At 34.4% G+C, this 25,704-nt stretch carries 18 protein-coding genes; all 18 read right to left on the reverse strand.

What is annotated here, in order from left to right; translation table 11 throughout:
• Positions 1-39: 39 nt before the first annotated feature.
• Positions 40-627 (reverse strand): heme-copper oxidase subunit III, encoded by a 588-nt coding sequence (locus FQU23_RS02005; protein ID WP_132108644.1) that lies wholly within the window; start codon positions 625-627, stop codon positions 40-42.
• Between the two features lie 2 nt (positions 628-629).
• Entirely contained in the window at positions 630-1,532 is a 903-nt protein-coding gene (gene cyoE / locus FQU23_RS02010) for a heme o synthase (RefSeq protein WP_209282317.1), read from the reverse strand.
• A gap of 258 nt (positions 1,533-1,790) precedes the next feature.
• Positions 1,791-3,908 carry a capsule assembly Wzi family protein gene (locus FQU23_RS02015; RefSeq protein WP_147672370.1) on the reverse strand — a complete coding sequence of 706 codons (2,118 nt, stop codon included), beginning with the start codon at positions 3,906-3,908 and terminating at the stop codon, positions 1,791-1,793.
• Between the two features lie 19 nt (positions 3,909-3,927).
• A complete protein-coding gene (gene deoC, locus FQU23_RS02020; protein ID WP_147672371.1) occupies positions 3,928-4,671 on the reverse strand; it encodes a deoxyribose-phosphate aldolase in 744 nt (247 codons plus the stop codon).
• 246 nt (positions 4,672-4,917) lie between these two features.
• A complete protein-coding gene (locus FQU23_RS02025) occupies positions 4,918-5,301 on the reverse strand; it encodes a VanZ family protein (protein ID WP_147672372.1) in 384 nt (127 codons plus the stop codon).
• Positions 5,294-5,674 (reverse strand): glycine cleavage system protein GcvH, encoded by a 381-nt coding sequence (gcvH, locus tag FQU23_RS02030; protein ID WP_132108652.1) that lies wholly within the window; start codon positions 5,672-5,674, stop codon positions 5,294-5,296. The genes FQU23_RS02025 and gcvH overlap by 8 nt, the downstream gene beginning before the upstream one ends.
• A gap of 87 nt (positions 5,675-5,761) precedes the next feature.
• On the reverse strand, positions 5,762-12,904 hold the full coding sequence (sprA, locus tag FQU23_RS02035; protein WP_147672373.1) for a cell surface protein SprA: 7,143 nt from the start codon (positions 12,902-12,904) through the stop codon (positions 5,762-5,764).
• 24 nt (positions 12,905-12,928) lie between these two features.
• Positions 12,929-13,510: a Holliday junction branch migration protein RuvA gene (ruvA, locus tag FQU23_RS02040; RefSeq protein WP_132108656.1), complete on the reverse strand. Its 582-nt coding sequence runs from the start codon at positions 13,508-13,510 to the stop codon at positions 12,929-12,931.
• Between the two features lie 73 nt (positions 13,511-13,583).
• Complete coding sequence (locus tag FQU23_RS02045; RefSeq protein WP_147672374.1) at positions 13,584-15,866, reverse strand: NADP-dependent malic enzyme; 2,283 nt, start codon at positions 15,864-15,866, stop codon at positions 13,584-13,586.
• Between the two features lie 154 nt (positions 15,867-16,020).
• Positions 16,021-16,455 carry a CBS domain-containing protein gene (locus FQU23_RS02050; protein ID WP_147672375.1) on the reverse strand — a complete coding sequence of 145 codons (435 nt, stop codon included), beginning with the start codon at positions 16,453-16,455 and terminating at the stop codon, positions 16,021-16,023.
• Between the two features lie 191 nt (positions 16,456-16,646).
• A complete protein-coding gene (gene queG, locus FQU23_RS02055; RefSeq protein ID WP_147672376.1) occupies positions 16,647-17,570 on the reverse strand; it encodes a tRNA epoxyqueuosine(34) reductase QueG in 924 nt (307 codons plus the stop codon).
• A 107-nt stretch (positions 17,571-17,677) separates the two neighbouring features.
• Positions 17,678-18,700, reverse strand: coding sequence for a Holliday junction branch migration DNA helicase RuvB (gene ruvB / locus FQU23_RS02060; RefSeq protein ID WP_147672377.1), 1,023 nt, complete (start codon positions 18,698-18,700; stop codon positions 17,678-17,680).
• A 142-nt stretch (positions 18,701-18,842) separates the two neighbouring features.
• The gene (locus tag FQU23_RS02065; RefSeq protein ID WP_147672378.1) at positions 18,843-20,621 is read right to left on the reverse strand and encodes a cbb3-type cytochrome c oxidase subunit I; all 1,779 of its coding nucleotides are present in this window, start codon (positions 20,619-20,621) and stop codon (positions 18,843-18,845) included.
• 28 nt (positions 20,622-20,649) lie between these two features.
• A complete protein-coding gene (locus FQU23_RS02070) occupies positions 20,650-21,804 on the reverse strand; it encodes a cytochrome c oxidase subunit II (RefSeq protein ID WP_147672379.1) in 1,155 nt (384 codons plus the stop codon).
• 19 nt (positions 21,805-21,823) lie between these two features.
• Positions 21,824-23,191 (reverse strand): quinol:cytochrome C oxidoreductase, encoded by a 1,368-nt coding sequence (locus FQU23_RS02075; RefSeq protein ID WP_147672380.1) that lies wholly within the window; start codon positions 23,189-23,191, stop codon positions 21,824-21,826.
• Between the two features lie 27 nt (positions 23,192-23,218).
• Positions 23,219-23,764 carry a c-type cytochrome gene (locus FQU23_RS02080; protein WP_132108672.1) on the reverse strand — a complete coding sequence of 182 codons (546 nt, stop codon included), beginning with the start codon at positions 23,762-23,764 and terminating at the stop codon, positions 23,219-23,221.
• A 7-nt stretch (positions 23,765-23,771) separates the two neighbouring features.
• Positions 23,772-24,296, reverse strand: coding sequence for a DUF3341 domain-containing protein (locus FQU23_RS02085; protein ID WP_132108674.1), 525 nt, complete (start codon positions 24,294-24,296; stop codon positions 23,772-23,774).
• Complete coding sequence (gene nrfD / locus FQU23_RS02090) at positions 24,289-25,692, reverse strand: NrfD/PsrC family molybdoenzyme membrane anchor subunit (RefSeq protein ID WP_132108676.1); 1,404 nt, start codon at positions 25,690-25,692, stop codon at positions 24,289-24,291. The genes FQU23_RS02085 and nrfD overlap by 8 nt, the downstream gene beginning before the upstream one ends.
• Positions 25,693-25,704: the final 12 nt, after the last annotated feature.

The following is a 25,704-nucleotide window of genomic DNA, read 5'->3' on the forward strand; positions in this document are numbered from 1 at the left end:
AGTTATTCGTTAAAAAGTTCCCAAATTTACGTTTTTTTCTTATTTAAAGAAATATAAAAATACAAATAAATACAACCACAAGAAATCAAGAAAGTGCCAATACATTGCACCTAGTTCTATTCCAAGAGTTTGACTCGAATTGTATTTTTGTTTAAAATGATTATAAATAATAATAATCAATGAAATCAACCCACCAGCAAGGTGAGCTAAGTGCACAATCGCTACAACATAAAGAAATGTAGATGTAATTGAGCTCTCACTTCCTGTGAAATAATGCCCCGCTTTCACGATCTGATCGAAGCCTACAAATTGCAAAATCACAAACAATATCCCTAATGCTAAAGTAGCAAAAAGAAATGTAGTAGTAGCACTTTTATTGTCTTTTTGAATGGATTTTTTAGCTAAATGGAATGTAACACTACACCCTATTATAACAAGAGTACTAAAATAAAAAGCACTCGGTAATTGAAAATCTTTCAACCAGTCCACTCTCGATTTACTCACCACAAACGCACTAGTAAGACCTGCAAACATCATAGTCATACTAACCATAGCAAACAATAAGATCAATTTATATGATCTCCCCGTTCTCATTTTATGCTCTTCAGCTGTCATTGTAACTTCCATAACTATCTTAAAAATTTATCAATTATATATACAAATTGTAACAAAGTAATATACCCAACACTAACCAACATCAAGGTTTTGGCTGCTTTTGCGGTTCTTAACTTATAAAGTTTAACTGCATAAAACAACATCCAAAGACCTAATAAAAATACTGCTCCGGCAGCAATAGGAGTTATAAACAACTTACCCGTATAACCCAATGAAGGCAATAACGAAGCTATAATAAGCCATACTGTATAAAGAATAATCTGCAATGCAGTACCCTTGTCTTTTTTCCCTGTTGGCAACATAAAAAACCCTGCTTTTTCATAGTCTTCATATAAAAACCAACCAATTGCCCAAAAATGAGGGAATTGCCAGAAAAACTGAATTAAGAATAAGGTCCCAGCTTCTATCCCAAAGTCCCCTGTTGCAGCAACCCATCCTAACATAAAAGGAATTGCTCCAGGAAACGCACCTACAAAAACGGACAGTGATGTCATCGTTTTTAACGGCGTATAGACACTTGTATATAAGAATATAGAAATCGCTCCAAACATTGCTGTTTTTGGATTGATCATATATAACAATGTAATACCTATTATGGTAAGCAAACCAGCAACCACTAAAGCTGATGTGGGAGACATTCTTCCCGCAGGAACAGGACGGCTTTTAGTTCTATCCATCAACGAATCTAAATCTTTTTCGATTACCTGATTAAATGCATTTGAAGCACCCACCATACAATACCCTCCGATGGCGAGCATGATCAATACCGACCATTGAAAAGGATGTTCACTATCAAAACCCAAAAAATATCCAGCGATAGCGGAAAATAAAACGCTTATAGCTAATCCCGCTTTTGTAATTTCTTTAAAATCCAAAAAAACTGTTCTAAGGGAAAGTGTATTTGACATACTATTCAAGACGGTTATTATTAAGTTTTCTAAAACTGCTGCAAAGGTACAACTTACAGATAGAAATAAGAATGAAGAATTTATATTTTTTTTCAAGTGCTAGAAGTGCTAAATTCCAACTTTTTTAAGGTCAAAACGAGAGCTTGTCATTTTTTTAAATTTAATACAGATTTTATACTCAATATAGCCTCCAGATTCATTCGAGACACCATTTTCATAGTACACCGAAAAACCAGTACAGCCTATCAGTATTATACCACAATCGCCCTAGTAATCAAAATACCAATTAAAAACGTCCGCACGCAATCCTAATGTGAACCAATTAGTACTTTGGGTAAAAGCAGCAACGGTATTTTTTGTAGGGTCAAAACTTCTGTAGATATAACTTCCGTAGATTTTTAAATTAGTCGTAGGATTTACTAGATACCCTCCTTGAACATCCGCTATAAAAATAGCCGTTTTATTCCCTTGACCCACTTTCACACCACTGTCAAATGGTCGTTTTTCATCATAATCTTTATAAATATTTCCACCATAATTAAAACTATCTTCGGTATCGTCAAAGTCTAAACCACGAGTACCTGCAGTTATTTTTGCATCAGCAAAATACCTGCCTTTATGATAGCGCGCAATCACAATAAATTCTTTAAAATTCCCGCCCCATTGATGTCCAATACTTTGATTATTGTGCCCGTAATTTGTGATAGGCACACTATGAGAATACATGTACGGTCTCACATGATTGTATTCTAACTGCAATAATAAATTATCAACCTTAAAGGCATCGTAGTATTTAACCCCAACTTGATAACCGTATTTATTTTTCCAACTATTATCGCCGGCTTTAATGTCCTCTAATGAAAATTCATCTAAGAGAAACTGACCATACACATTAATTATATCGCTCCATTTATACTTAGCTGTCAGTCCTAAAAGTGCATTTCCTGTTCTAGCTGAAGACGCAAACTCCACTGATCTATAAAATATAATAGGATTGACAAAACTAGCATCAAAGCCTCTATCATTTGTATTGGTCCAAATAACTGATTCGAAAAAACCAAGATTTAATCTATTAGATATATTCCAGCTCAAATAATGGTTTGCCATAAATTTAGTAGCATAAGTTCTCTCCAATGTAACTTCGGGACGTACGTCTTTCAGCCACATGTAAGTATTCGTATACTTTATTTTCCAAAAATTAGTGTTTATTTTAAAATAAGGATACGGACTAGCACCATCACTTTCTAACAACGAACGGTATCCATCTCCTATAAAATTTCTTCCGTATCCTAACTGCAAATCAATATGCTTGCTTGCCGAGAATGTCAAATTAGCCTCCGCTAAAGGAAAATCATAAGAATCAGTTTTAAACCTCTTAGCAATTCCCATCCCTGGAATAATGGCTGGATTACCTCCTGCAGGTCTTATTGACTCCGCATATCGATTAAAATAATCAGCAAATCGTCCTTGACTTTCAAACACAGTTGTAGAAAAGTTAAGCTTGTCGCCAAGACCTCCCCTAAAATTAATCGCTCGCGTATTGACATAGGTGTAAGTAGCATCACTCTTAGAAGCTTTACCCACTTGCAAATCTAGTATCGGGTTCAACGACAACCAATACCCGTCTCCTTGAATTTCAACTGTATTTTCATTCCACAACTTTCTAGCCCACCAGCCAGAAACCTCTTTTTTAAGTTCTTCATTCGCTTCTTTAATATTGTAATATTTTGACACCTCAGCATAGGTATACGGTTTTGAAGCGGTATGATTATTACTCCCTACACGATTTAACGCCCCGTCAAATTGTGCATAATAACTATGCGAAAACGGAATATTTAAATGACTTTCATACTCTGGATTATTGTATTTCTTATATACAATACTATCTAATTCAGTGAGTGGTTTTGTCTTCTTTTCAATTATATCAGCTTTAGCCAATAATTCCAAAGCTCTTGTTTCAGCACTTTTTAACGGAATCGAAATAGTGATATTGTATTTTGAATAGACTGCCTTTCCATTATAAGTCGAAGGAGTAATTTTAGGAAATTTAGCAAAAACTCGCTTCGCTTCCTTGACCAACTCCTCGTCAATAGCATTAACGTAGATTACTTTAAAAACTCCAGTGCCATCGACCTCAAAAAGGACTTTTACATTTCCGTGAAAATTATTTTCAACAAGATTTTCTGGAACAACAAAGTTTTGGAAAACAAAATCTTGAACTTCATTATAAAAACAATTTTCCAATTCCTGATTCTCTAACTTTTCACAAAGCGGAAAAACCGGAAAACGCTCAGGTGATCGATTTGAATCTAATAAGTTTTGGCTTTGCGAATAGGTAAAAAAAGATAGAAATGATGCAACAAAAGCTAAGAAAACCTTTTTCATATGTATTTTGATTGTAAAATTAATATCCATTATTTGCATTCTCTCCGCTCACAATTGCTTTTGCTCCAGAAGTACCGATTCGCTTCACTCCTAACTTTATCATTTCGACCGCCTCGTCATATGTTCGAACACCACCAGCAGCCTTAACTGACAAAGGCGTCGCATTCTCTAACATTAACTTAATTGCTGGAATAGTCGCGCCATTAGGTAAATTATTTTCAGTTTTGAAAAATCCAGTTGACGATTTCACAAATACAGAGGAAAAACAATCTTCCTTAAAATTTGAAATTACAACATTTTTTATCAAAGCTGTCAACTGAACAATTTGCGTATCATTTAAAGCAGCAACTTCGATGATCCACTTTACAACTTTATTATTTTCGACACTAAGTTGTGTTCCTTTCAAAACCTCCGTTTTAACTAAATCAACATCGCCATTTTTAAAGGCTTCATAATTACAAACAAAATCTAAATCATCTACTCCGTTCTGAATTGCCTTTTCTGCTTCCAATAATTTATCGGCTATAGTCGAATTCCCCTCCGGAAAACCGATTACAGTTCCAATTTGTAAATTCGACCCAGCATCAACCACCATTTGCTTGGCTAAAGCAACCATATCAGGTCGAATCATAATCAGTTTGAAATGTTCATCAATAGCTTCTTGAACAAACCCTTTGACCCGCTTAACATTTTCATCATAATCAAGACCTGCCTGCTCCGCAGTTTTCAAATATGTTGAATCTAAATATTTTTTGATATTCATTGCTCTATTGCTTTAACTATCTAATAGTACTGTTATAGAATGTAAAAATACATATTAAATTGGCATTACTTTAACAGAAGTAGATACTTTTAATAGCAAAGGTCACCATTGTCTATCTGAATTTTAATTTTTAAAAAATGATAACAAACTAAATCCAATCAAAACTGCCGAAAACTAAATTATAAAACAAAAAGCAATACCGCTTTAAAACAAAAAAATCCCACCGAAGTGGGATTAGTATGTAAATCAAATTTTACTTAAGCGCTTATTTTTAAAATATAAAATAACTACAAAGACTGCTAAAAATGCTCCTACCATATTTGCTAGAACATCCATCATATCCTCTTTTCTAGTTGTAGTATATTGTCCCTGCATAATTTCTATTGTAACCCCAAAAAGAACGGAAAACAAGAAAGAAATAATATAAGGCGTATAACTAGTTGGATCTTTTATCTCTGTTCTAAAAAACAAAATCCAAAGAAACGTGAATACAAAATGAAAAAAAGCATGAACTACTTTATCCAGATTCTCAATACTCACCGCTGGAATTTTGTCAGATTGAACTAAACATAGAAAAAGAACAATCCCAGTCCACAATAAAGAAATCCAAAAAAAAATTTGTTTAAGCACCTATAAGTTCCTTGTATTGGTCACTTGAAAGTAATGAGTCGTAATCAGCAACATTTGAAACTTTTATTTTTATCATCCAACCTGCTCCATAAGGATCAGCGTTTACTGCTTCTGGAGTACTTTCTAAAGCATCATTAAATTCCACAATTTCTCCAGCTAATGGCAAAAACAAATCAGAAACTGTTTTTACAGCTTCTACGGTACCAAAAACTTCATCTTTTTCTAAAGTTTGGTCTAAAGTTTCCACTTCAACATAAACGATATCTCCTAATTCTTTTTGAGCAAAATGCGTGATTCCCACAGTTGCAACATCACCTTCTAAACTAACCCACTCGTGATCCTTAGTATACTTTAAATCTGCCGGTATATTCATAATAAAAACGTATTGATAATTGATTATTGAATTATTGTTCCGCAAATGTAACAATCTTCTGTTCAAATACAGATTAGATTTTACAAATTAATTCCCAAAATTATATCGAAGCGTAAATCCGGATCGAATGTTTGTAAGCGGGAACGAAGTCGAGATTACTGCTTTTGAAAAGGAATGATCATAATAGAATATAGCAGTCAAGTTTTTACTGAAGGAATAATCAGCCGTCAATTTTAAAGACCAAATATTTTGCCCACCCGCTAATTGATTATTATCATAATCGATATACCTCACAATGGTTTGGTTATTACGGTAAGAGAAGTCCGCTTTCATGTTGATATCACCTTTAATTATGCCCGTAGGATTATCTGCTAGTCTGGAAGAAAAAATCACATCCTTAAAACGATATCCTAAACCAACTACATATTCGACACCTTTTACTTCGGTCAATAAATTATTATCAAAACTCATGGACAAGGCCCTGTCTTTTTTAATTTCAGTAAGTATCTTTAGAGAACTTTGCAGTTCAAAATCCATTCGAATTAGCGGACTAAACTGCTCTACTAAATTGATATTAGACATGATCGTTTTATTAAAAAAGTTACCACTGGCATCAACTCCACCTGGACTTTTATCATAATCGAAATTAGAACGGTATTGATTAATAGTATATGAAGCCCTGTAATTGTGTTGCAAAGAGAATCGTTTAAAATTCCTTTTAAATAAATCATAACGCATCAGCCCACTATATTTTACTGCCCAGTTAGGAATAGGTACACTTCTAAAAATCCCAAGAGAAACTCCGGAAGCATCACTCCCTGAATAAGCTGCCATAAAAGCAGGCAATAATACTGCTTGATTATTTTTACCGTATCCTAGCGGATACCCATCCGAATCAAGGTTACTTGGATTGTTAATATCAATACCGCGATCCGTAGCTAATCGATTTGCAATTACAAGTCTATTCGTCCTGAAGTCATCAAAAGCTGCGGAAGAATTTTCATCACTTGTAGAAAACGATGTTTTTATTAGTACCGTTGATATCGAAAACAGGCCATAGGTGTAAGGTGAAAGCGAGTAATATTGTCTATCTAAAACATTGTACTGTTCAGAATAATTATTAGAATACGACCTATCAGCGGCTAAATCAATTTTTAAATCTGGAAACAAATCTACATTTGCTGTCGCCTTAAACATCTTATTAGTTACCTGAGTGTAGTTTTGGTTGAACTCCTGATAATTAGTCAGCCAACCATTTTTTGCCGCTTCATATCTAACATCATCTTGACTTCCAAATATAAAACCTAGCGATGGTCTTGATGAACCTAAGAACCCTATACTCGGCGTATAACCTGGTAAAACAGTACCGCTATTCTCAGTATAATTAATCTGAATATTTTTTACACTAGTTAAAACTCCCATTAAACCGTCAACAAATTCATTGTTTTGAGCTTGTGGTTTTGCATTTGTATTCACTACTTTTTGCCCTGGTTTTGGAGCGGGAGCCGGCTGTCTATTTGTTGATTTAGCAGCGTTTCTTGTTAATCTTAAATATTTATAAAGTATATCCATATTTAAACTTGTGTTCAAATTATTAGAACGTGCGTTTTGAACGGTATTCCCTAAATCTGGAATTCCAATATCCTCTAATTGAGAAAAAGCATTTGAGGATTTTTGCCAGTTGTAATCTCCAGTATAGGAATAATTAGCCTTCACAAAACTAAATAGTGGAATCTTGTTTATAGGAATCTCATAATTTACAACCAACTGTTGCATATGCTGATTTGGATCTCCAATATCCCAATAACTATCCCAAATCGTAAAACTATCTATGGGTTCGTTGTCCTCATTCAAATAGTTTTTTACAATATTACTCGATGAAGCAGTGTAGCTTAATTTCAAAGATTTTGTCAAGTTGTAATTAAATCCATATTGATAATTGAATCCAAAATTTCTTCGATACAAAGGATCAAGACCAATTCCCTGGACATCGACTTGTCTAAATTGTTGACGGTTGTATTGCCTGTTAATATTAGTATTAAAAGATATATTAGAAGGTAAATAATTAAAATTAAAATCACTTAGCAGCTTCCAATAGTTGCTTTTTTTCAAGAATCCTGTCTTTTTAAATGGCTCAACTGGCTTCGGTTGAAAGCTATAAGCATAATCTACTGATGAGTTGGCTTGCTGATCGATATAATCTTCAATCTCATAATCATGTCTTTCGACTTTGTTATACGATTGAGAAAAAGTAAAATTTTCTACATCATAGACATGTTGCTTTTGCTCAGCTCCTCTTTGCTTTCTAACCCCGATAAAATTAATGCTCATTCGTTTTGTATAATCGATTGCTCTGCTCTCAATATTATCTTTCTCAGCAGCATCAGTTGTATTATCCAATAACTGTTTTAGTTTGATATCCTGATTAAAAGGATCGTATTCTGGAGAAATGATTTCTTCCCCAATGGCGTAATTAAACGGTAAATTAACTCCCCATTTTGAAGGTAATAGTTTGCCCAAATTAACATTTGTCACAATATTATATAGCTGGATATCTTCACGATTTCTCTCGTTTGGTCCTTGTTCCAAGGCTCCAAAACCAATAGTACTTTTCTTTCCTGTCGCAGAAACTGTAGCAAAATCAGCAAGATTAGAGTCTATGTTTAACACAGCTGCCATCCCTCCTTGATTATCCATATCTGCTAAGCGAAGTTCATTGAACCAGACTTCCCCTTTTAAATCCTGATGTGTTTCATTGCTTTTCACCCCTACCATCAAAGTTCTAACTAATCCAAAATTCGGATTTCCTTTAATCCCTAATCTCAATTTACCATCACCGTCACCACCAGGTCTACTAACATCATCATCTGAGTAATAAATCCCACTAAGAGGCAAATCATTTGGATTCACGCTCATGGCCTGAATCTTTAATTGCGTCAATAAAGACAATGCCAAATCGATTTCGTTTTCTTCTGGCCAGACTTCCTCAGCAGTCAATGGACCACAATTTGATGTTCCAGAGGTAGAAGGAACAGTCACCTTTAAAGGAATTTCGATTTGGTAAAAATTCTGTGTAAAATCATTTCCAAAACGAATAAATCCTACCATTTGATTGTCTCTAAGCACCGTTTCATTTGGTAATGATTCCGCATGTAAAAACATTTTTAGTTTTTTAAATTGTCGCATGTCAATACTAACATTTTTAAAAACTGCTCTCGAATCTTCAGTTTCTAGTCCATCACCTGAAACTCTTAACGACAAGGATTGTTCGTTTTGATTAATAAGCGTATTATTATTGTACAATTGCTCTCGCTGTACACCCGGAGGGGTAATGTAATTAATAGGACATCTTTCATTATTTTCTTGCACATTAACAGCTGAGACGTCAAATTCAGTTCCATCATCAATTACATTTGTATCGTTGAAGTCAAGCGTATTTGTATACCTTCTCCATTCTCCTCTTACTAAATCTAGCGAACCGAAACGAACCGTCACTTCCTGATCAAAGCCGGTCATAAACATCCTCATAAACCGAATCGAGCGGAAATCGGAAATATTTCCTATTGTATTCTGCGGCTGGGTAACAGGAATTTTAAACTGAATCCACCTTGCATCTGTTATTTCGCCATTAGCTAAAGTTACCTGCGTATCTCTAATATCGGTAATGTAATTTTGTCCAATAATTGGATTTGGCTTTACATCGATGCTGTATTCATAATAAGCATTGATGGTATTCATGGTATTATCTCTATTAATATCCTCTACATCTGGAACTGTAGACGAACCTCTGTTAGCACTATTGATATCTACATCAGAGTTTCCTTCTACTCCATTATATTTTTTATAACGGTCCAATATACTCCCGGTAGTATTCAAATAATAAGTATAATTATCAGCAGCTGGATCTAATTCTGATGCAAAATTTGTGTACACTTCACCTTCATTAGCATCAGACAATCCGTCTAAACCTATATCTTGATTCGCTCGATTATTAGCATTGGCATCAAAGGCATAGATTAAAGATTGTGAAGCAGGAACATCTCCCCAAAGCGGTCTTGGATTAACCACTATTTGATCAGGTCCAAGTCCATTTTCATATTGTTTTCTTCCATCTTTCAAAATATCTTCCGATATTTCACCTAAATTGAAATATAACTTTCCTGCATTATTTTGAGGAATCGCTCCTTTACCTACATAAGGATCCATCACCCAAAATTGAATGTATTCTACATTTCCTTGTTCGAAATTAGTAGCATTTAAAGACCTCATAATCCCTCCAAAATTACTTTTTGGATCTGTAGCAAAATTTATATTGTTATTATAAGCACCACGTTCGGACGGATAGTAACTTAAATCCAAAGTATTTATGACTTGGGATTGCCCTTGCGCAATGTCGGTCAAAGGATAAAGCTCTTCACTAAAGATTCTTCTTGTTGTATTAAATGACAAGTCGTCGTTAGAAATTCCTGAAGGTTTTTGCGTGTAAAATACGGGATCAATAGAATACCATGACAGTCGAGATCTTTTAAAACCATAACTTAAATCATTGGCATTGCCATTAAAGTCATAGCTACTTCGCGTATTTCTTTCTGGTGTTGACGATAAGCTCCAGGCGTAGGCAGAACGCATGTCTATGGTGGTTTGAGAACCTTCGAAATCATCGACATAAATAGTGGATTCACCTTCAAACTGATCCGCTTTTGGCGAATCTGGTTTTAAAAATGCTATTTCTCCTCTTACAGAAAGGTTTGATGGTACATCAGTATCGACGTTAGGCAACATATTCACTAATCTGGTTAGAAAAGGAACTTCGGTAGAAAAGTTAGTATTGAATCCAAAAATAGTATTGTTGACTGATTCCTGACCAAAACTCGATTTCTGAGTAAATGGTTTTTCAGTCATTTTTAAGAAAGTACCGCCGACCAAAAAATTATCTGAAATCTTATGCTCCACATTTACTCCCATAAATCGCCTGGTTTGCTGCCCGAAAATAGAGTTATTTTCTAAAGAAACACTAATTGGTGTATTTGAAGCTTGAAGTGAAGGATCTAAAATTTGAACTCTCCCTAATTGATAATTCACACTATAATCAATTCCTTCTACTAGAATTCTTCCGCCGGCTGTCACAACAACAGATCCCTGAGGCACGTTGAAAGCTCCAATGGGAATTCCTTCACCACCCGAGGATTTATACTTTCCTCTTAAAAGAAATTTGTTTTTATCACTGTCCTGTAGTGCGCCAGATTGTGTATTTCGATACATGTTTCTAAAAACATATTTCTTTTGATTTGGATTGTATGTACTGGCATCGTTATAATTTTCAGTTGAACCAGTATTCGATAATTTAGAAAACAGCAATTCCCCAAAAGGTTCTTTGGTTGTAAAAATTAATCGCCCATTTTGAGAATCGATTGTAATGCCTTGCATAAAATCAAAAAAACCGTCACCTCCCGTTTGTGGATCATTATTATAATTTAACTTATCGAGGTTGAAGACTTTTAGTAATGGCGTTTCGGCAACTCGATTACTTGGAGTAGGATTTGGAGGAAATGGGCTCCCTGGTACTTCAGTGATATAATTTAAAGGAGATGGATCTGTATAAAGAATATTAAACCTAAAATCTTCTTGTTTTACTTGGTAAGCACCAGGAATCTGATAAATATTTTTCATCATCAAATTCCACACTGGGTTTTTAACATTGGTCAAATTGCTTTTCAGCATTTTCAAAATTAAACTCTGTGTTATTATTGCCTGATTTGAAGGGCTGTCGCCCGTTACAACCGTTGCGTCTATGCCATCGCTCCCAAATTCTCCTACTTGGTATGCTTTATCACCAATAGTATATTGATAAGCTACCGCTAAAACTTCGTCATTAGCTAGCCTTTGTTGCAAGGAAATATAACCCAATTGTGCATTATAGGTATACTCATTAGAATTTAATTTTCTTGCATTTTCTAATTTTGAATAATCTTGCCCCTCGCTTACAGTAACATTAAATCCTGATCTTGAAGTTACAATTTCGCGAATATTATTATTCAGCAAACCTGTTCCTGTTAGAATTTGCGCGGGATCATAATCATTGTTTGAGTTATCAGATGGAGTGTCAAAAGGATTATTGAACATCCCTGTAGAAGGATCTAAAACCACCACTTCATTATCTGGAATCCCTGACAATTGCCCTTCCCCTAAATCTTGCAGTGCAATAATATTTCTTAAATTATTAGAAGTGGTATTTACCCGGGTTTGTTTATTAGTAACCCAAATCTCTAATCTTGATATTTGAACTCTGCTATCAATAAACGGATAGTTTTTTAAGGAAGCATCATATTTATTTCTAAAATATTGAGAAAGGAAAAAGTGCCTATCATTATCATAATCAAGAGCATAAATATCAAAATTCTCGATCGTACCTCCGCCTTGTGCCACCACACTTTTTGTCTGTGATTTTTGTTCAGAAAACACGCCCGTCACTGTTGTTTTTCCAAACTGTAGTTGGGTTTTTACTCCAAATAAACTTTGCGCACCTCTAATTAATGAACTATTTAAAGGCATACTTACGTTTCCAACTTCAATTTTTTGAATAATATCATCCTCAGAAGGAGCGTATTCCAATTTCATTAAATTCTGAAATGCAAAAGTGGATTGCGTATCATAATTCGCATTAACATTAAGCCTTGTACCTACTTTTCCCATTAAACTCATGCTTATCCTTTGATTAAAATCAAAAGATAAATTAGACCTATTTCGTGGAGAAAACGAGGGATTATCTTGCTTTGTGTAACGCATACCTAAGTCCATTTCAACGGAACCAGTAGGTTTAACATCGATTGTATTACTACCAAAAATGGATTCAAAAAGATTAGAATTCACGTAGTATTTTGGTAATAAATCTTTTTTAGCGACTTCACTACCTTCTTTTTTACCATCAATAGCATCAGTCTTTTGTTTAAAATAGTCTCTCATGGACTCTTTAAGCACTAACTTTTCATACTCTTTTGGCGTTAATATAATGGGGTAATTAATTGAAAATCCATCAACTGAATTAGTATAAATATATCTGTCCGTAACAGGGTCATATGTATACGCTGACAAGATACTTTGTGGATCTTTTATCTGAACCTTCCCTAAAGAAAAACCAGTTTTTGTGGTATCTTGACTTTGCTCATTTACCTGAGCTACAGACGCGAAACTGCAAAATAAAACAATCAAAAAAGTACAAATTTTATGCATACAATTCGTGTTACTATGTTTGATTTATAAGTTTTTTAAAGCCTTTTTTATGATCGACTCCACAGAAGCTTCTGGATCTTCTTTTACAATTTTTTCAATAATTTTTTCTGATGTTTTTCTAACAAAACCTAAAACCTCCAAAGCTGATAACGCTTCATCTCTGTTTGTATTGCTTTGCGACATTGAAACTTCATCTAAATCATACAATTTCAGTATTTTATCTTTTAAATCGAGAATTACCCTTTGAGCGGTTTTACTCCCAATTCCTTTAATCGATTGAATTGTAACTACATCACCTGATCCTATTGCATTTGTAATTTGTTTTGGATCTAAAGAAGATAGCATCGTTCTGGCAATACTAGCCCCAATACCTGAAACGGAAAGCAACAATTTAAAAATCTCTCTTTCTGATTTTTCAACAAATCCAAATAAAGTATGCGCATCCTCTTTAATTTGAAGATAAGTATAAAGCTTAATAAAATCAGTTGCTGGAATTAATGAATAAGTATGTAAGGAAATATTCACTTCATACCCCACACCAGCACAATCAATTACTACTTGTGTAGGTGTTTTTTCAACTAGTTTACCTTGTAAATGTGCTATCATTAAATCTTAAATTTATTCCAAAAAAAAAAGCTTACCACAATCAAAAATCATGGTAAGCAATATAGCATTTAATTTAATTATTTTTTTTCTTTTGTTTCTCTTGTGCATCAATAACTGCGATTGCCGCCATATTGACCATTTCCTCTACACTTGCACCAAGTTGGAAAATATGAACTGGCTTACTCATTCCCATCATAATAGGCCCTATAGAATCGACTTTATTCAACTCTTTCAATAATTTATAGGTAATATTTGCTGATTCAAGGTTAGGGAAAATTAAAGTATTTACTTTTTTCCCTGCCAATTTAGAAAATGGAAATTTCTCTTTTAACATCTCTGGGTTCAAAGCAAAATCTGCTTGTAACTCGCCATCGATTACTAATTCAGGATGATGTTCATGTAGATAAGCTACTGCTTCTCTTACTTTGGCAGCGCCAGCACTACTAGACGAACCAAAATTAGAGTAAGAAACCATTGCTATAACTGGTTCTACTCCAAACATTTTCGCCGTTTTTGCTGTCATAATCGCAATTTTAGCTAATTCATCTGCCGTTGGGTTAATGTTTATTGCTGTATCTGATAAAAACATTGGACCACGAGCAGTCATCATAATATTTGTAGTAGCAACTATCGAAGCTCCTACTGCTTTATCAACTAATTGCAGCATTGGCCTAACTACCGAAGAATAGCTTCTAGAATGTCCAGTAACTAATCCGTCGGCCTCTCCTTCGTTCACCATCATAGCGGCGAAGTAATTGCGTTCCCGCATTAATTTTTGAGCATCATAGAAAGAGATTCCTTTTCTTTTTCTAGATTCCCAATACGTAGTTGCAAATCTATTGCGCCTCGCATCTTCTTCTTTTATTTTAGGATCAATAATCTCTATATCGGCATCAAAACCTAATTCTTCTTTTAACTCTAATATAATTTCTTTATTTCCAAGTAAAATAGGATGTCCTATTCCTTCTTCTAAAACAATTTGAGCCGCTTTTAATACATCCAGATGATCAGCTTCAGCAAATACAATTCGCTTCGGCTCCATCTTCGCTCTATTAGTTATCAAGCGAACCATTTTATTATCGTTACCCAATCGGTCTAGTAAACCTTCTTCATATTTATCCCAATCCGTTATTGGATTTAAAGCCACACCAGAGTCCATTGCTGCTTTTGCAACAGCAGGAGCAACGATAGTAATTAATCTTGGGTCAAAAGGTTTTGGAATAATATATTCTCTACCAAAAACTAATTTAGTTTCACCGTAAGCAATGTTAACTTGTTCTGGTACTGATTCTTTTGCAAGTGACGCCAAGGCTTTTACTGCAGCCATTTTCATCGCTTCATTAATTTTTGTTGCACGAACGTCTAACGCGCCTCTAAAAATATATGGAAATCCAAGAACATTATTCACTTGATTAGGATGGTCAGACCTTCCCGTTGCCATGATAATATCTTTACGTGTATCCATAGCCAAGTTATAGTCGATCTCTGGATCTGGATTAGCCATTGCAAAAACGATTGGGTTATCGGCCATTCCAAGCAACATTTGTGGCGTCATAATATTTCCTGAGGACAAGCCTAAGAAAATATCACAGCCTACTAATGCTTCTTCAAGAGTTAATGGCGCAATATCCTTAGCGTATTTTAATTGCATTTCTGACAATGCAGGATTGTCTTTAGTCAGCAATCCTTTACTATTAAACATTAAAATGTTTTCCATCTTAACACCTAATAGAATATATAAATCAGCACAAGCTAATGCAGCTGATCCTGCTCCTGAAACAACCATTTTTACATCTTCAGCTTTTTTATTTGCTAATTCCAAAGCATTTATCAAGGCTGCCGATGAAATAATAGCTGTTCCATGCTGATCATCATGCATGACAGGAATATTCAATTCTTCTACTAATCGACGTTCAATTTCGAAAGATTCAGGAGCTTTTATATCTTCTAAATTAATCCCTCCAAAAGTTGGCGCTATATTCTTAACAGTTTGAATAAATTCTTCAATATCCTTTGTACCAATTTCGATGTCAAAAACATCAATATCAGCAAATATTTTAAACAACAAACCTTTTCCTTCCATAACTGGTTTAGATGCCTCAGGTCCTATATCTCCAAGACCTAAAACTGCGGTACCATTTGTGATAACGGCAACTAAATTTCCTTTGGCCGTATATTTATAGACATTATCAACATCTTTTGCAATTTCTAAACAAGGCTCAGCCACACCTGGAGAGTAAGCAAGAGATAAATCTCTTTGTGTTGCATATTTCTTAGTAGGTACTACTTGAATTTTCCCTGGAGTTGGCTTTGCGTGATAAAGCAATGCCTCTCTTCTTTTACTGTTTTTATTCATTATTTTACATTTTATTGTAGTAGACAAAGATAGAAGACTTGATTTAAAAAGCAGGTATTTATCTTTATCTTTTATAAAAAACCAATCAAATAGTGCTAAAAATTAAATAGCCACAACGATTGCGGCTATAATAATATTTAGTCTCTGCTTGAGCCTATACTTTCGTTCCACTAATATAAGAATCTAAGTGTTGAATTGTTTCTTTTTGCACTTCTATTATCGACTTTACAACATCTCCAATAGAAATAACTCCCAAAACGGATTTGTCGTCCACAACCGGTAAATGTCTGATTCGCTTTGTACTCATCAATTCCATACAAAAATCGAGATGGTCCGATGGTTTCACAGTAATCATATTACGCTCCATGATTTCGTGTACCAAAGTATCCTTAGAGGCTTTATTCTTCAATACAATTTTTCGAGCATAATCCCTTTCAGAAAGTATTCCTTGAAGTCGATTATCCTCAATTACTAAAACAGCACCAACATTCTTCTCGCCCATTACTTTTAAAGCTTCATAAACCGTGATGGTCGAAACAATAGAATAGACATCATGTCCTTTAATGCTTAATATTTGATTTACAGTCATGTCGAAAAATTTTAGTTGACCATAAAGTTAAAAAAAATAGAATATAAACGCTATTTTTCTTAAAAAAAGTATAATTAAATCAGTTTTATCAAATAACTTAAATACTAATTCTAAAATAAAAACATATACAGCATCAATAAATACTGTAACATTTTCATTAAAAAAAACTAAATTAACGTCTAAAAATACCCTTACTTTAGGAAATCTATATTTCGTTTCAACCCCGTATATTTCGACCTATTTAAAGGTGAATCCTTAAATACTGCTTTAAAAGTCTCTTCGGTTATTTCATCCCAATCTTTTTTAGACATCGAAAGAATCTCGGTATTCGGATTAAATAAAGGTTCGTTATGTGGTTTTGAAAACTTATTCCAGGGACAAACATCTTGGCAAACATCACAGCCAAAAGCCCAATCATCAAACTGGCCTTTCATCTCCTGCGGAATATTTTCTTTTAATTCGATAGTAAAATAAGAAATACATTTGCTTCCATCTACAACATAAGGTGCTACAATTGCCTGAGTAGGACAGGCATCGATACAAGCAGTGCAAGTACCGCAATGATCCGTTGTGGCAAAATCATAGTCTAAATCTAAATCAACAATAAGTTCTGCTATGAAATAAAACGAACCTACTTTTTGAGTTAATAGATTGCTGTTTTTCCCTATCCAACCCAAACCACTTTTGGCAGCCCAAGCTTTATCCAGAACAGGAGCTGAATCAACAAAAGCACGACCAGCAACCTCACCGATATTCTCTTGAATAGAAAACAGCAATTCTTTAAGTTTTTCTTTAATTACATAGTGATAATCTGTACCATAGGCATATTTCGAAATCTTATAGGAGTTTTCAACTTGCAACCTTTGAGGATAGTAATTCAATACTAACGAAATTACACTTTTAGCACCATCAACCAGCAATGTAGGATCTAATCGCTTGTCAAAATTATTTTCCATATAGGACATTTGCCCATTATGATTATTATTCAACCATTTTTCAAGCCTAGGTGCCTCTTGTTCAAGAAACCCTGCTTTAGAAACACCACAAGATAAAAATCCGAGGCGTTTTGCTTCGGATTTAATAAATTGCGTGTATTTTGACTTTGAAGTAATAATTACTATGATTAAACGATTTATACTAGCCCTGATGGTAGCGGCATCCTTTTTATGGCTTTTATTGCCATAAAAAGATACAGCGGACAGCAGGATAAAGCTTCAAAAATTTAAAAAAGATTTCCTTGAATATTTGTATTAACTTTTCCTAGATGTCTATAGGCTTTGTCCGTTACTTCACGACCTCGCGGCGTACGCATGATAAAACCTTCTTGAATTAGGAAAGGTTCATATACTTCTTCAATAGTTTCACTACTTTCTGATACGGCTGTCGCCAATGTTGAAAGTCCAACAGGCCCACCTTTGAATTTATCGATAATGGTATTCAATATTTTATTGTCCATTTCATCAAGGCCATGAGCATCGACATTTAAAGCTTTTAAAGCGTATCGAGCAATCTCTATATCAATTGTTCCATTTCCTTTAATTTGGGCAAAATCACGCACACGACGCAATAAAGCATTCGCAATACGAGGTGTTCCCCTGCTTCTTCCTGCAATTTCTATTGCCGCATCCATTGAAATTGGCATTTTTAATATTGATGCACTTCTTTCCACAATTGTCGTTAGAAGTTCTGCAGTGTAATATTGTAATCGAGATGATATTCCAAAACGAGCACGCATTGGTGCTGTCAAAAGTCCCGAACGAGTTGTCGCTCCAATTAAAGTAAATGGGTTAAGATTAATTTGAACAGTCCTAGCATTTGGACCTGATTCAATCATGATATCAATCTTAAAGTCCTCCATTGCAGAATATAAATACTCTTCCACAATAGGACTTAAGCGATGTATTTCGTCAATAAACAAAACATCACGTTCTTCAAGATTTGTTAAAAGTCCTGCTAAATCACCTGGCTTATCCAAAACAGGACCAGACGTAATCTTGATTCCTACTTGTAACTCATTGGCCAATATATTGGCCAAAGTAGTTTTCCCTAATCCCGGAGGACCATGAAAAAGAGTATGATCTAAAGCTTCATTTCTCTGATTTGCTGCTTCCACAAAAACTTTAAGGTTTTCCAATATTTGATCTTGACCTGCAAAATCATCAAAGGATAAAGGTCTAAGTTTTTTTTCGAGATCAAATTCTTCAGAATTGTACCCGTTAGTTGTTGGATCTAAATTTTCATTCATGTAACAAAGATAGCAAAGCAATTTCGAATTATAAATTATAAATTATAAATGCTAAAAGATTAAAAACAGCAATCCAAATAATTAATTCACGAATCACCGCACAAAAAAAAGCCTCTACTTACGCAGAGGCTTTTTAATATTTTTAGTGATGTAAAACTTCTTCACCTGGTTTCATTGGTACATTTTGCGGTACAAAATCTACGTCATGATTTGGATTACTATAATCGTAAGGCCAACGGTGAACTTCTGGAATCTCTCCTGGCCAGTTACCGTGAATATGCTCCACAGGTGCAGTCCATTCAAGTGTATTTGATTTCCAAGGATTCATAACAGCTTTCTTTCCGTAGAAAATACTACTAAAGAAATTGTATAAAAATACTAATTGAAACGCCCCACCAACTAATGCAAAAACAGTTATAAGAACGTTTACGTTTTGTAAATCGTCAAATAAAGGAAATGCTGTGTTTGTATAATAACGTCTAGGCAGACCTGCTAATCCGATAAAGTGCATCGGGAAAAACACACCATAAGCACATATTGCAGTTACCCAAAAGTGTACATAACCTAAGTTTTTGTTAAGCATTCTTCCAAACATTCTAGGGAACCAATGGTAAACCCCTGCAAACATTCCATAAAGCGCAGATATACCCATCACCAAGTGAAAGTGAGCCACTACAAAATAAGTATCGTGTACGTTAATATCAAGTGTACTATCTCCAAGAATAATACCTGTTAAACCTCCTGTTATAAAAGTAGAAACTAATCCAATTGAAAACAACATTGCAGGGTTCAACTGTAAATTTCCTTTCCATAACGTCGTTATGTAATTAAATGCTTTTACCGCTGAAGGAATTGCAATTAATAAAGTTGTAAAGGTAAATACAGAACCTAGAAATGGATTCATTCCTGAGATAAACATATGGTGTCCCCAAACAATCGTAGATAAAAAGGCAATTGCTATAATAGACATAATCATCGCTCTGTAACCAAAAATTGGTTTACGAGAATTGGTCGCTATAATTTCAGAAGTAATACCTAATGCAGGTAAAATAACAATATACACCTCTGGATGTCCTAAGAACCAAAACAAGTGCTCAAATAGAACCGGAGAACCACCTTGATAATGTAAAACTTCACCAGCAATATAAATATCAGAAAGGAAGAAAGAGGTACCAAAACTTCTATCAAAAATCAATAACAATGCAGCAGACAATAAAACTGGAAATGAAACAACTCCAATAATTGCAGTTACAAAGAAAGCCCAAATTGTAAGTGGCAATCTTGTCATGGACATTCCTTTTGTTCTTAAGTTAATCACAGTAACTATATAATTTAAGGATCCCATTAATGAAGATGCAATAAAGATAGCCATAGAAACTAACCATAGTGTCATACCTAGTCCTGAACCAGAAATCGATTGTGGCAATGCACTTAAAGGAGGATAAATGGTCCAACCAGCATTTGCAGGTCCTGACTCAACAAATAAAGACCCAATCATGATTACACTTGATAAAAAGAATAACCAATACGAAATCATATTCATAAATCCAGAGGCCATATCTCGAGCCCCAATTTGAAGTGGAATCAATAAATTACTAAAGGTACCACTTAATCCTGCAGTTAACACAAAGAATACCATGATGGTACCATGTATAGTAACTAAGGATAAATAAATATCATTTGTCATAACTCCATTTGGAGCCCATTTATCACCAAGTAGTATATTAAAAATTCTAAAAGACTCTTCTGGCCATGCTAATTGCATTCTGAAAAGTAATGACATTCCTACACCAATGACACCCATAATAATACCCGTTATAAGGTATTGTTTGGCAATCATTTTGTGATCAATACTAAAGATATATTTAGTAATGAAAGTATCTTTATGGTGGTGTTCGTGATCGTGAACTTCTGCTGACATATATGTGTACTTTAAATATTCTTAATAATTATTTCATTACTACTTTAGAAGTAGCCGCTGTTTCTTTTACTTTTAAGCTATCAGCTTCCATCACACCTTCAACAGGAGCTGGTGTCGCAGCAGCTTTAACTTGTTCAGCTAAAACAGTTTGCTCTTTTAACCAAGCTTTATAATCTTCCGGTGTATCTACAACAATTTTCATTTGCATATTATAATGTGATGAACCACATATTTTATTACAAAGAAGTAAATAATCAAAAGTATAAGGGTCTAATGCAGTTTCTCCTTTGGCAACTAAAGCAGCACTTTTCTTAGTACGAATAGCATTAATGTTCGCTACTTTTTCAATCATATAAGGCAACTCTCTATATTCAGAAGTTGTATAAATTGGTTCGAAAGCAAATTCAGTAACCATTCCGGGAACACAGTTCATTTGCGCTCTAAAGTGAGGCATGTACGCTGAGTGAAGTACATCTTGAGATCTAATCTTAAAATGAATTTTCTTTCCCTTTGGTATGTGTAATTCCGAAACTACAATATCATCTTGCGCATAAGGATCAGCTAAATCTACACCCAAAGTATTAACACCCTCGATATATCTTACATTCGCTTTTCCTAAAACATTATCTGCTCCAGCTACTCTAGCAGTCCATTTAAATTGCTGAGCATATAATTCAACTACTACAGTATCTTCATCTTCGTCAATAAACATAATGTTTGTCCACGCATAAAGACCATAAAGAATCAATCCAGCTAAAACAACCGCAGGAATAACACTCCAAATTGCTTCTAATTTATTATTATCAGCAAAAAACAATGCTTTTTGACCTTGCTTTCCTCTGTATTTAAAAGCAAAATAATGTAATAACACCTGTGTTATTGCTTGAACAATAAAAATTAAAACCCAAGTAATATTCATTAGGAAATCAATTTCCCCACCATGTGCAGATGCTGGCGTATGAAGTACAAGAGGCCCCCAAGTAAACAGACCATATATTGTAAAGATATAAATGAAGGCTAAAAAACCAAACATTAAATAACCTTGAATATCGTTATCCTTATCTGTAGCCACTTCTGAACTATCCACATTTGAACCTACCTGAGTAAGATCAAATATCTTTGTCAACTGCCATAAAGCAACAGCTAATAAAACTAAAACTATAATTACCAACAAACTTGTCATCTGTTTATCTCTTTAAATATTAATAATGAAAATGTTTACTTTCTTCTATAAATGGATTTCTTTTTGGCAATAAAGGAGCTTTAGTTAAGGCTGTAAATACAGAATAAATAAACAATCCAAGAAAGAAAAGAACTGATGCAATTTCAGGAATACCAATAAACCATCTATCACCTACTGTTCCTGGCATAATCATATTAAAGAAGTCAAGATAATGCCCTACTAAAATCACTACACCTACCATACAAATTACCCATGTGATTCTTTTAAAATCACTATGCATTAGAATTAGTAATGGAAATAAGAAATTCATAACTACCGCTCCAAAAAATGGAAGATTATACAATTGTATTCTAGTTATAAAGTACGTTACCTCTTCAGGAATATTAGCATACCATATTAACATGAATTGAGAAAACCATAAGTACGTCCAGAAAACACTAATTCCGAACATGAATTTTGCTAAATCGTGAATATGACTAGTGTTTACGTGCTCTAAGAAACCTCTAGATTTTAAGTAAACAGTAACCAATGCAATTGCAGTGATACCACTTACAAAGAAACTAGCGAAAACATACCATCCAAACAAGGTACTAAACCAGTGTGGATCTATTGACATAATCCAGTCCCAAGACATAATAGATTCAGTAACAATAAAGAATACTAAGAATCCCGCTGAGATATTAAAGTTCTTTTTGTAGTAACTATCATCATTAGATGCATCTTGAGCTAAACAATTTTTAGCGGAATAGTATCTGTATAAATTCCACCCAATTAAAAATATAGCTGCTCTAATAATCCAAAATGGAAAGTTTAAATAACCTGCCTTGTTTGCTATTAATTTATCATGCGCAACCACTTCAGGATCTAACCAAATGAATAAATGATTAAAGTGTAGTCCACACATAATTAATATTACAAAAAATATAACTGATCCTACAGGTAAGTAAGCAGTAAGACCTTGCATCACTCTAAATAAAACTGGAGACCAGCCTGCCTGTGCTACTTGCTGAATTGCATAGAAAGCTAAAACTCCCATAGAAAGTAGTAGAAAGAAAATACAAGCAACATAAAGTGCTGCCCAAGGCTTGTTTTGCAACTGATGCAAAACATGATTTAAATGTTCTTGGTGTTCGGCAGCCTCTTTAACATCATGAGCAGTTGTATGCTCAGCAGCTCCTACATGAGCGTCTTCAGAAGATTTCGACTCACCATGAGTTGCTTCCCCATGAGTTGCCTCTCCGTGACCTCCATGACTTTCTGCTGCAAGAAGATGTTCAACTTCTTGAATATCTTTCGGTGCATTCAAAAAACCATACCCTATTCCTAATAGACCTACGGCCATCAAGATGAAAGAAAAAGTTTTTAATTTATTTGAAAATGTATACATATCTATTACGATCAGTTTGTTCAACAATTATAATTGGCTTTTAAGTTTAAGCACGTAGTCAGCAACTAACCAACGTTCGTGTGTACTTAATTGATTAGCATGAGCTCCCATTGAATTTAATCCAAAAGTTTCTACATGAAAAATACTTCCTTCAGTGATTACTCTGTCTTTATAACTAGGAACCCCAAGGAATTTTTCTCTTTCGACTAATTTCCCTTTACCATCTCCAGCATTACCGTGGCAAGAGGTGCAATAAATTTCATATAGTATTTTTCCTTTTTCAGAATTTCTATCTAAAGAATCCAATGGTGATTTAAGATTCGCTTTCGCTAACTCATAACCAGCAGTTGAATTTTCATAATCATAAGGCTCAAAACCTCTATTGATAGTTCCTTCAGCAGGCAATTGCGCTACTTTACCGTTTTTGAACGCATCCGATTCAGCATATGTTTCATATCCTACTGATTCGTACATGTTTGGAAAGTACTGATAGTTCGGTGCTTTATTATTATGGCAAGATGCTACTAAAATAGTAATACCAAATAATAGTGTTATTTTATATACCCTTTTCATATCTAGATTAATTCTTTTCAATTACTTTAACTTCTACAGCTCCTGTACTTTGGAAAAAAGAAACTAATTCTTCTTCGTTATTGTTAATCGCTACTTCCATTAAGAAGTGGTCATCTGTAGTTCTAACATCAGGATTTTCAGCTTCTTTGAATGGCCACAATCTACTTCTCATATAAAAAGTAATTACCATTAAATGCGCTGCAAAAAACACGGTCATTTCAAACATAATTGGCACAAATGCCGGCATATTTTGAATGTAGCTAAAACTTGGTTTTCCACCAATATCTTGTGGCCAATCTTGAATCATAATAAGATTCATCATCCAAGTAGCAAATGAAATACCAATACAACCGTATATGAACGAACATATAGCTAATCTAGTTGGCGCAAGTCCCATTGCTTTATCCAAACCGTGAACCGGAAATGGAGTAAAAACTTCTTCAATATGGTGATGAGCTGCTCTGGTTTGTTTAACCGCATCCATCAATATATCATCGTCATTATAAATGGCGTATATTACTTTATTACTCATGGTGTGAATCTTTATTTGCTTCTCTTTCTCTTTTGTAATTATCTCCAGTTCCCTTCAATATCGTTTTAACCTCTGCCTGTGCAATTACAGGGAATGTTCTAGAGTACAATAAAAACAATACAAAGAAAAAACCAATTGTTCCTATAAAAATCCCTATATCTACAAACGTTGGTGAAAACATTGTCCATGATGAAGGTAAATAATCTCTATGTAAAGAAGTAACAATAATTACAAATCTTTCAAACCACATTCCGATATTTACAACAATCGAAATGATAAATGAAAACATAATACTTGTTCTTAATTTCTTGAACCACATAAATTGTGGAGAAAAAACATTACATGTCATCATTGACCAATATGCCCACCAGTAAGGTCCAGTAGCTCTATTTAAGAAAGCATATTGCTCATATTCAACTCCTGAATACCATGCAATGAAAAGCTCAGTAATATAAGCAACCCCTACAATAGAACCTGTAATCATAATTACAATGTTCATTAATTCAATATGCTGAATAGTAATGTATGCTTCTAGATTCGAAACCTTTCTCATAATAATAAGCAAGGTATTTACCATTGCAAATCCAGAGAAAACCGCTCCAGCGACAAAGTAAGGAGGGAAAATTGTAGTATGCCATCCTGGTATTACAGAGGTAGCAAAGTCCATCGATACAATGGTGTGTACAGAAAGTACAAGTGGAGTAGCTAATCCTGCAAGAACTAAAGATACTTCTTCAAAACGTTGCCAGTCTTTTGCTCTACCACTCCATCCAAAACTAAGAATAGAATAAACTCTTTTATTAAAAGGAGTGATCGCTCTATCTCTTAGCATAGCAAAATCAGGTAACAATCCAGTCCACCAGAACACTAATGACACTGACAAGTAAGTAGAAATTGCAAATACATCCCAAAGTAATGGTGAATTGAAATTCACCCATAGAGATCCAAATTGATTTGGTATTGGTAAAACCCAGTACGCTAACCATGGGCGACCCATGTGAATAATTGGAAATAAACCCGCTTGGATAACGGAGAAAATTGTCATTGCTTCTGCAGAACGGTTAATCGCCATTCTCCATCGTTGACGGAATAATAATAATACCGCGGATATTAATGTTCCTGCATGTCCGATACCAACCCACCAAACGAAGTTTGTGATATCCCATGCCCAACCAACTGTTTTATTTAATCCCCATGTTCCAATACCTGTAGATACGGTGTAAATTATACAGCCTATTCCCCAAAGGAAAGCTGCTAATGCGATTGAAAATACAATCCACCAATGTTTGTTTGCTTTCCCTTCAACAGGTGCAGCTACATCAACTGTTACGTCGTGATAAGATCTATCACCTATAACTAAAGGTTTTCTAATGGTTGCTTCGTAGTGAGACGACATAATCCTTTATCT

The sequence above is a fragment of the Flavobacterium sp. XN-5 genome (assembly GCF_008033395.2).
GTDB classification, from domain to species: domain Bacteria; phylum Bacteroidota; class Bacteroidia; order Flavobacteriales; family Flavobacteriaceae; genus Flavobacterium; species Flavobacterium hiemivividum.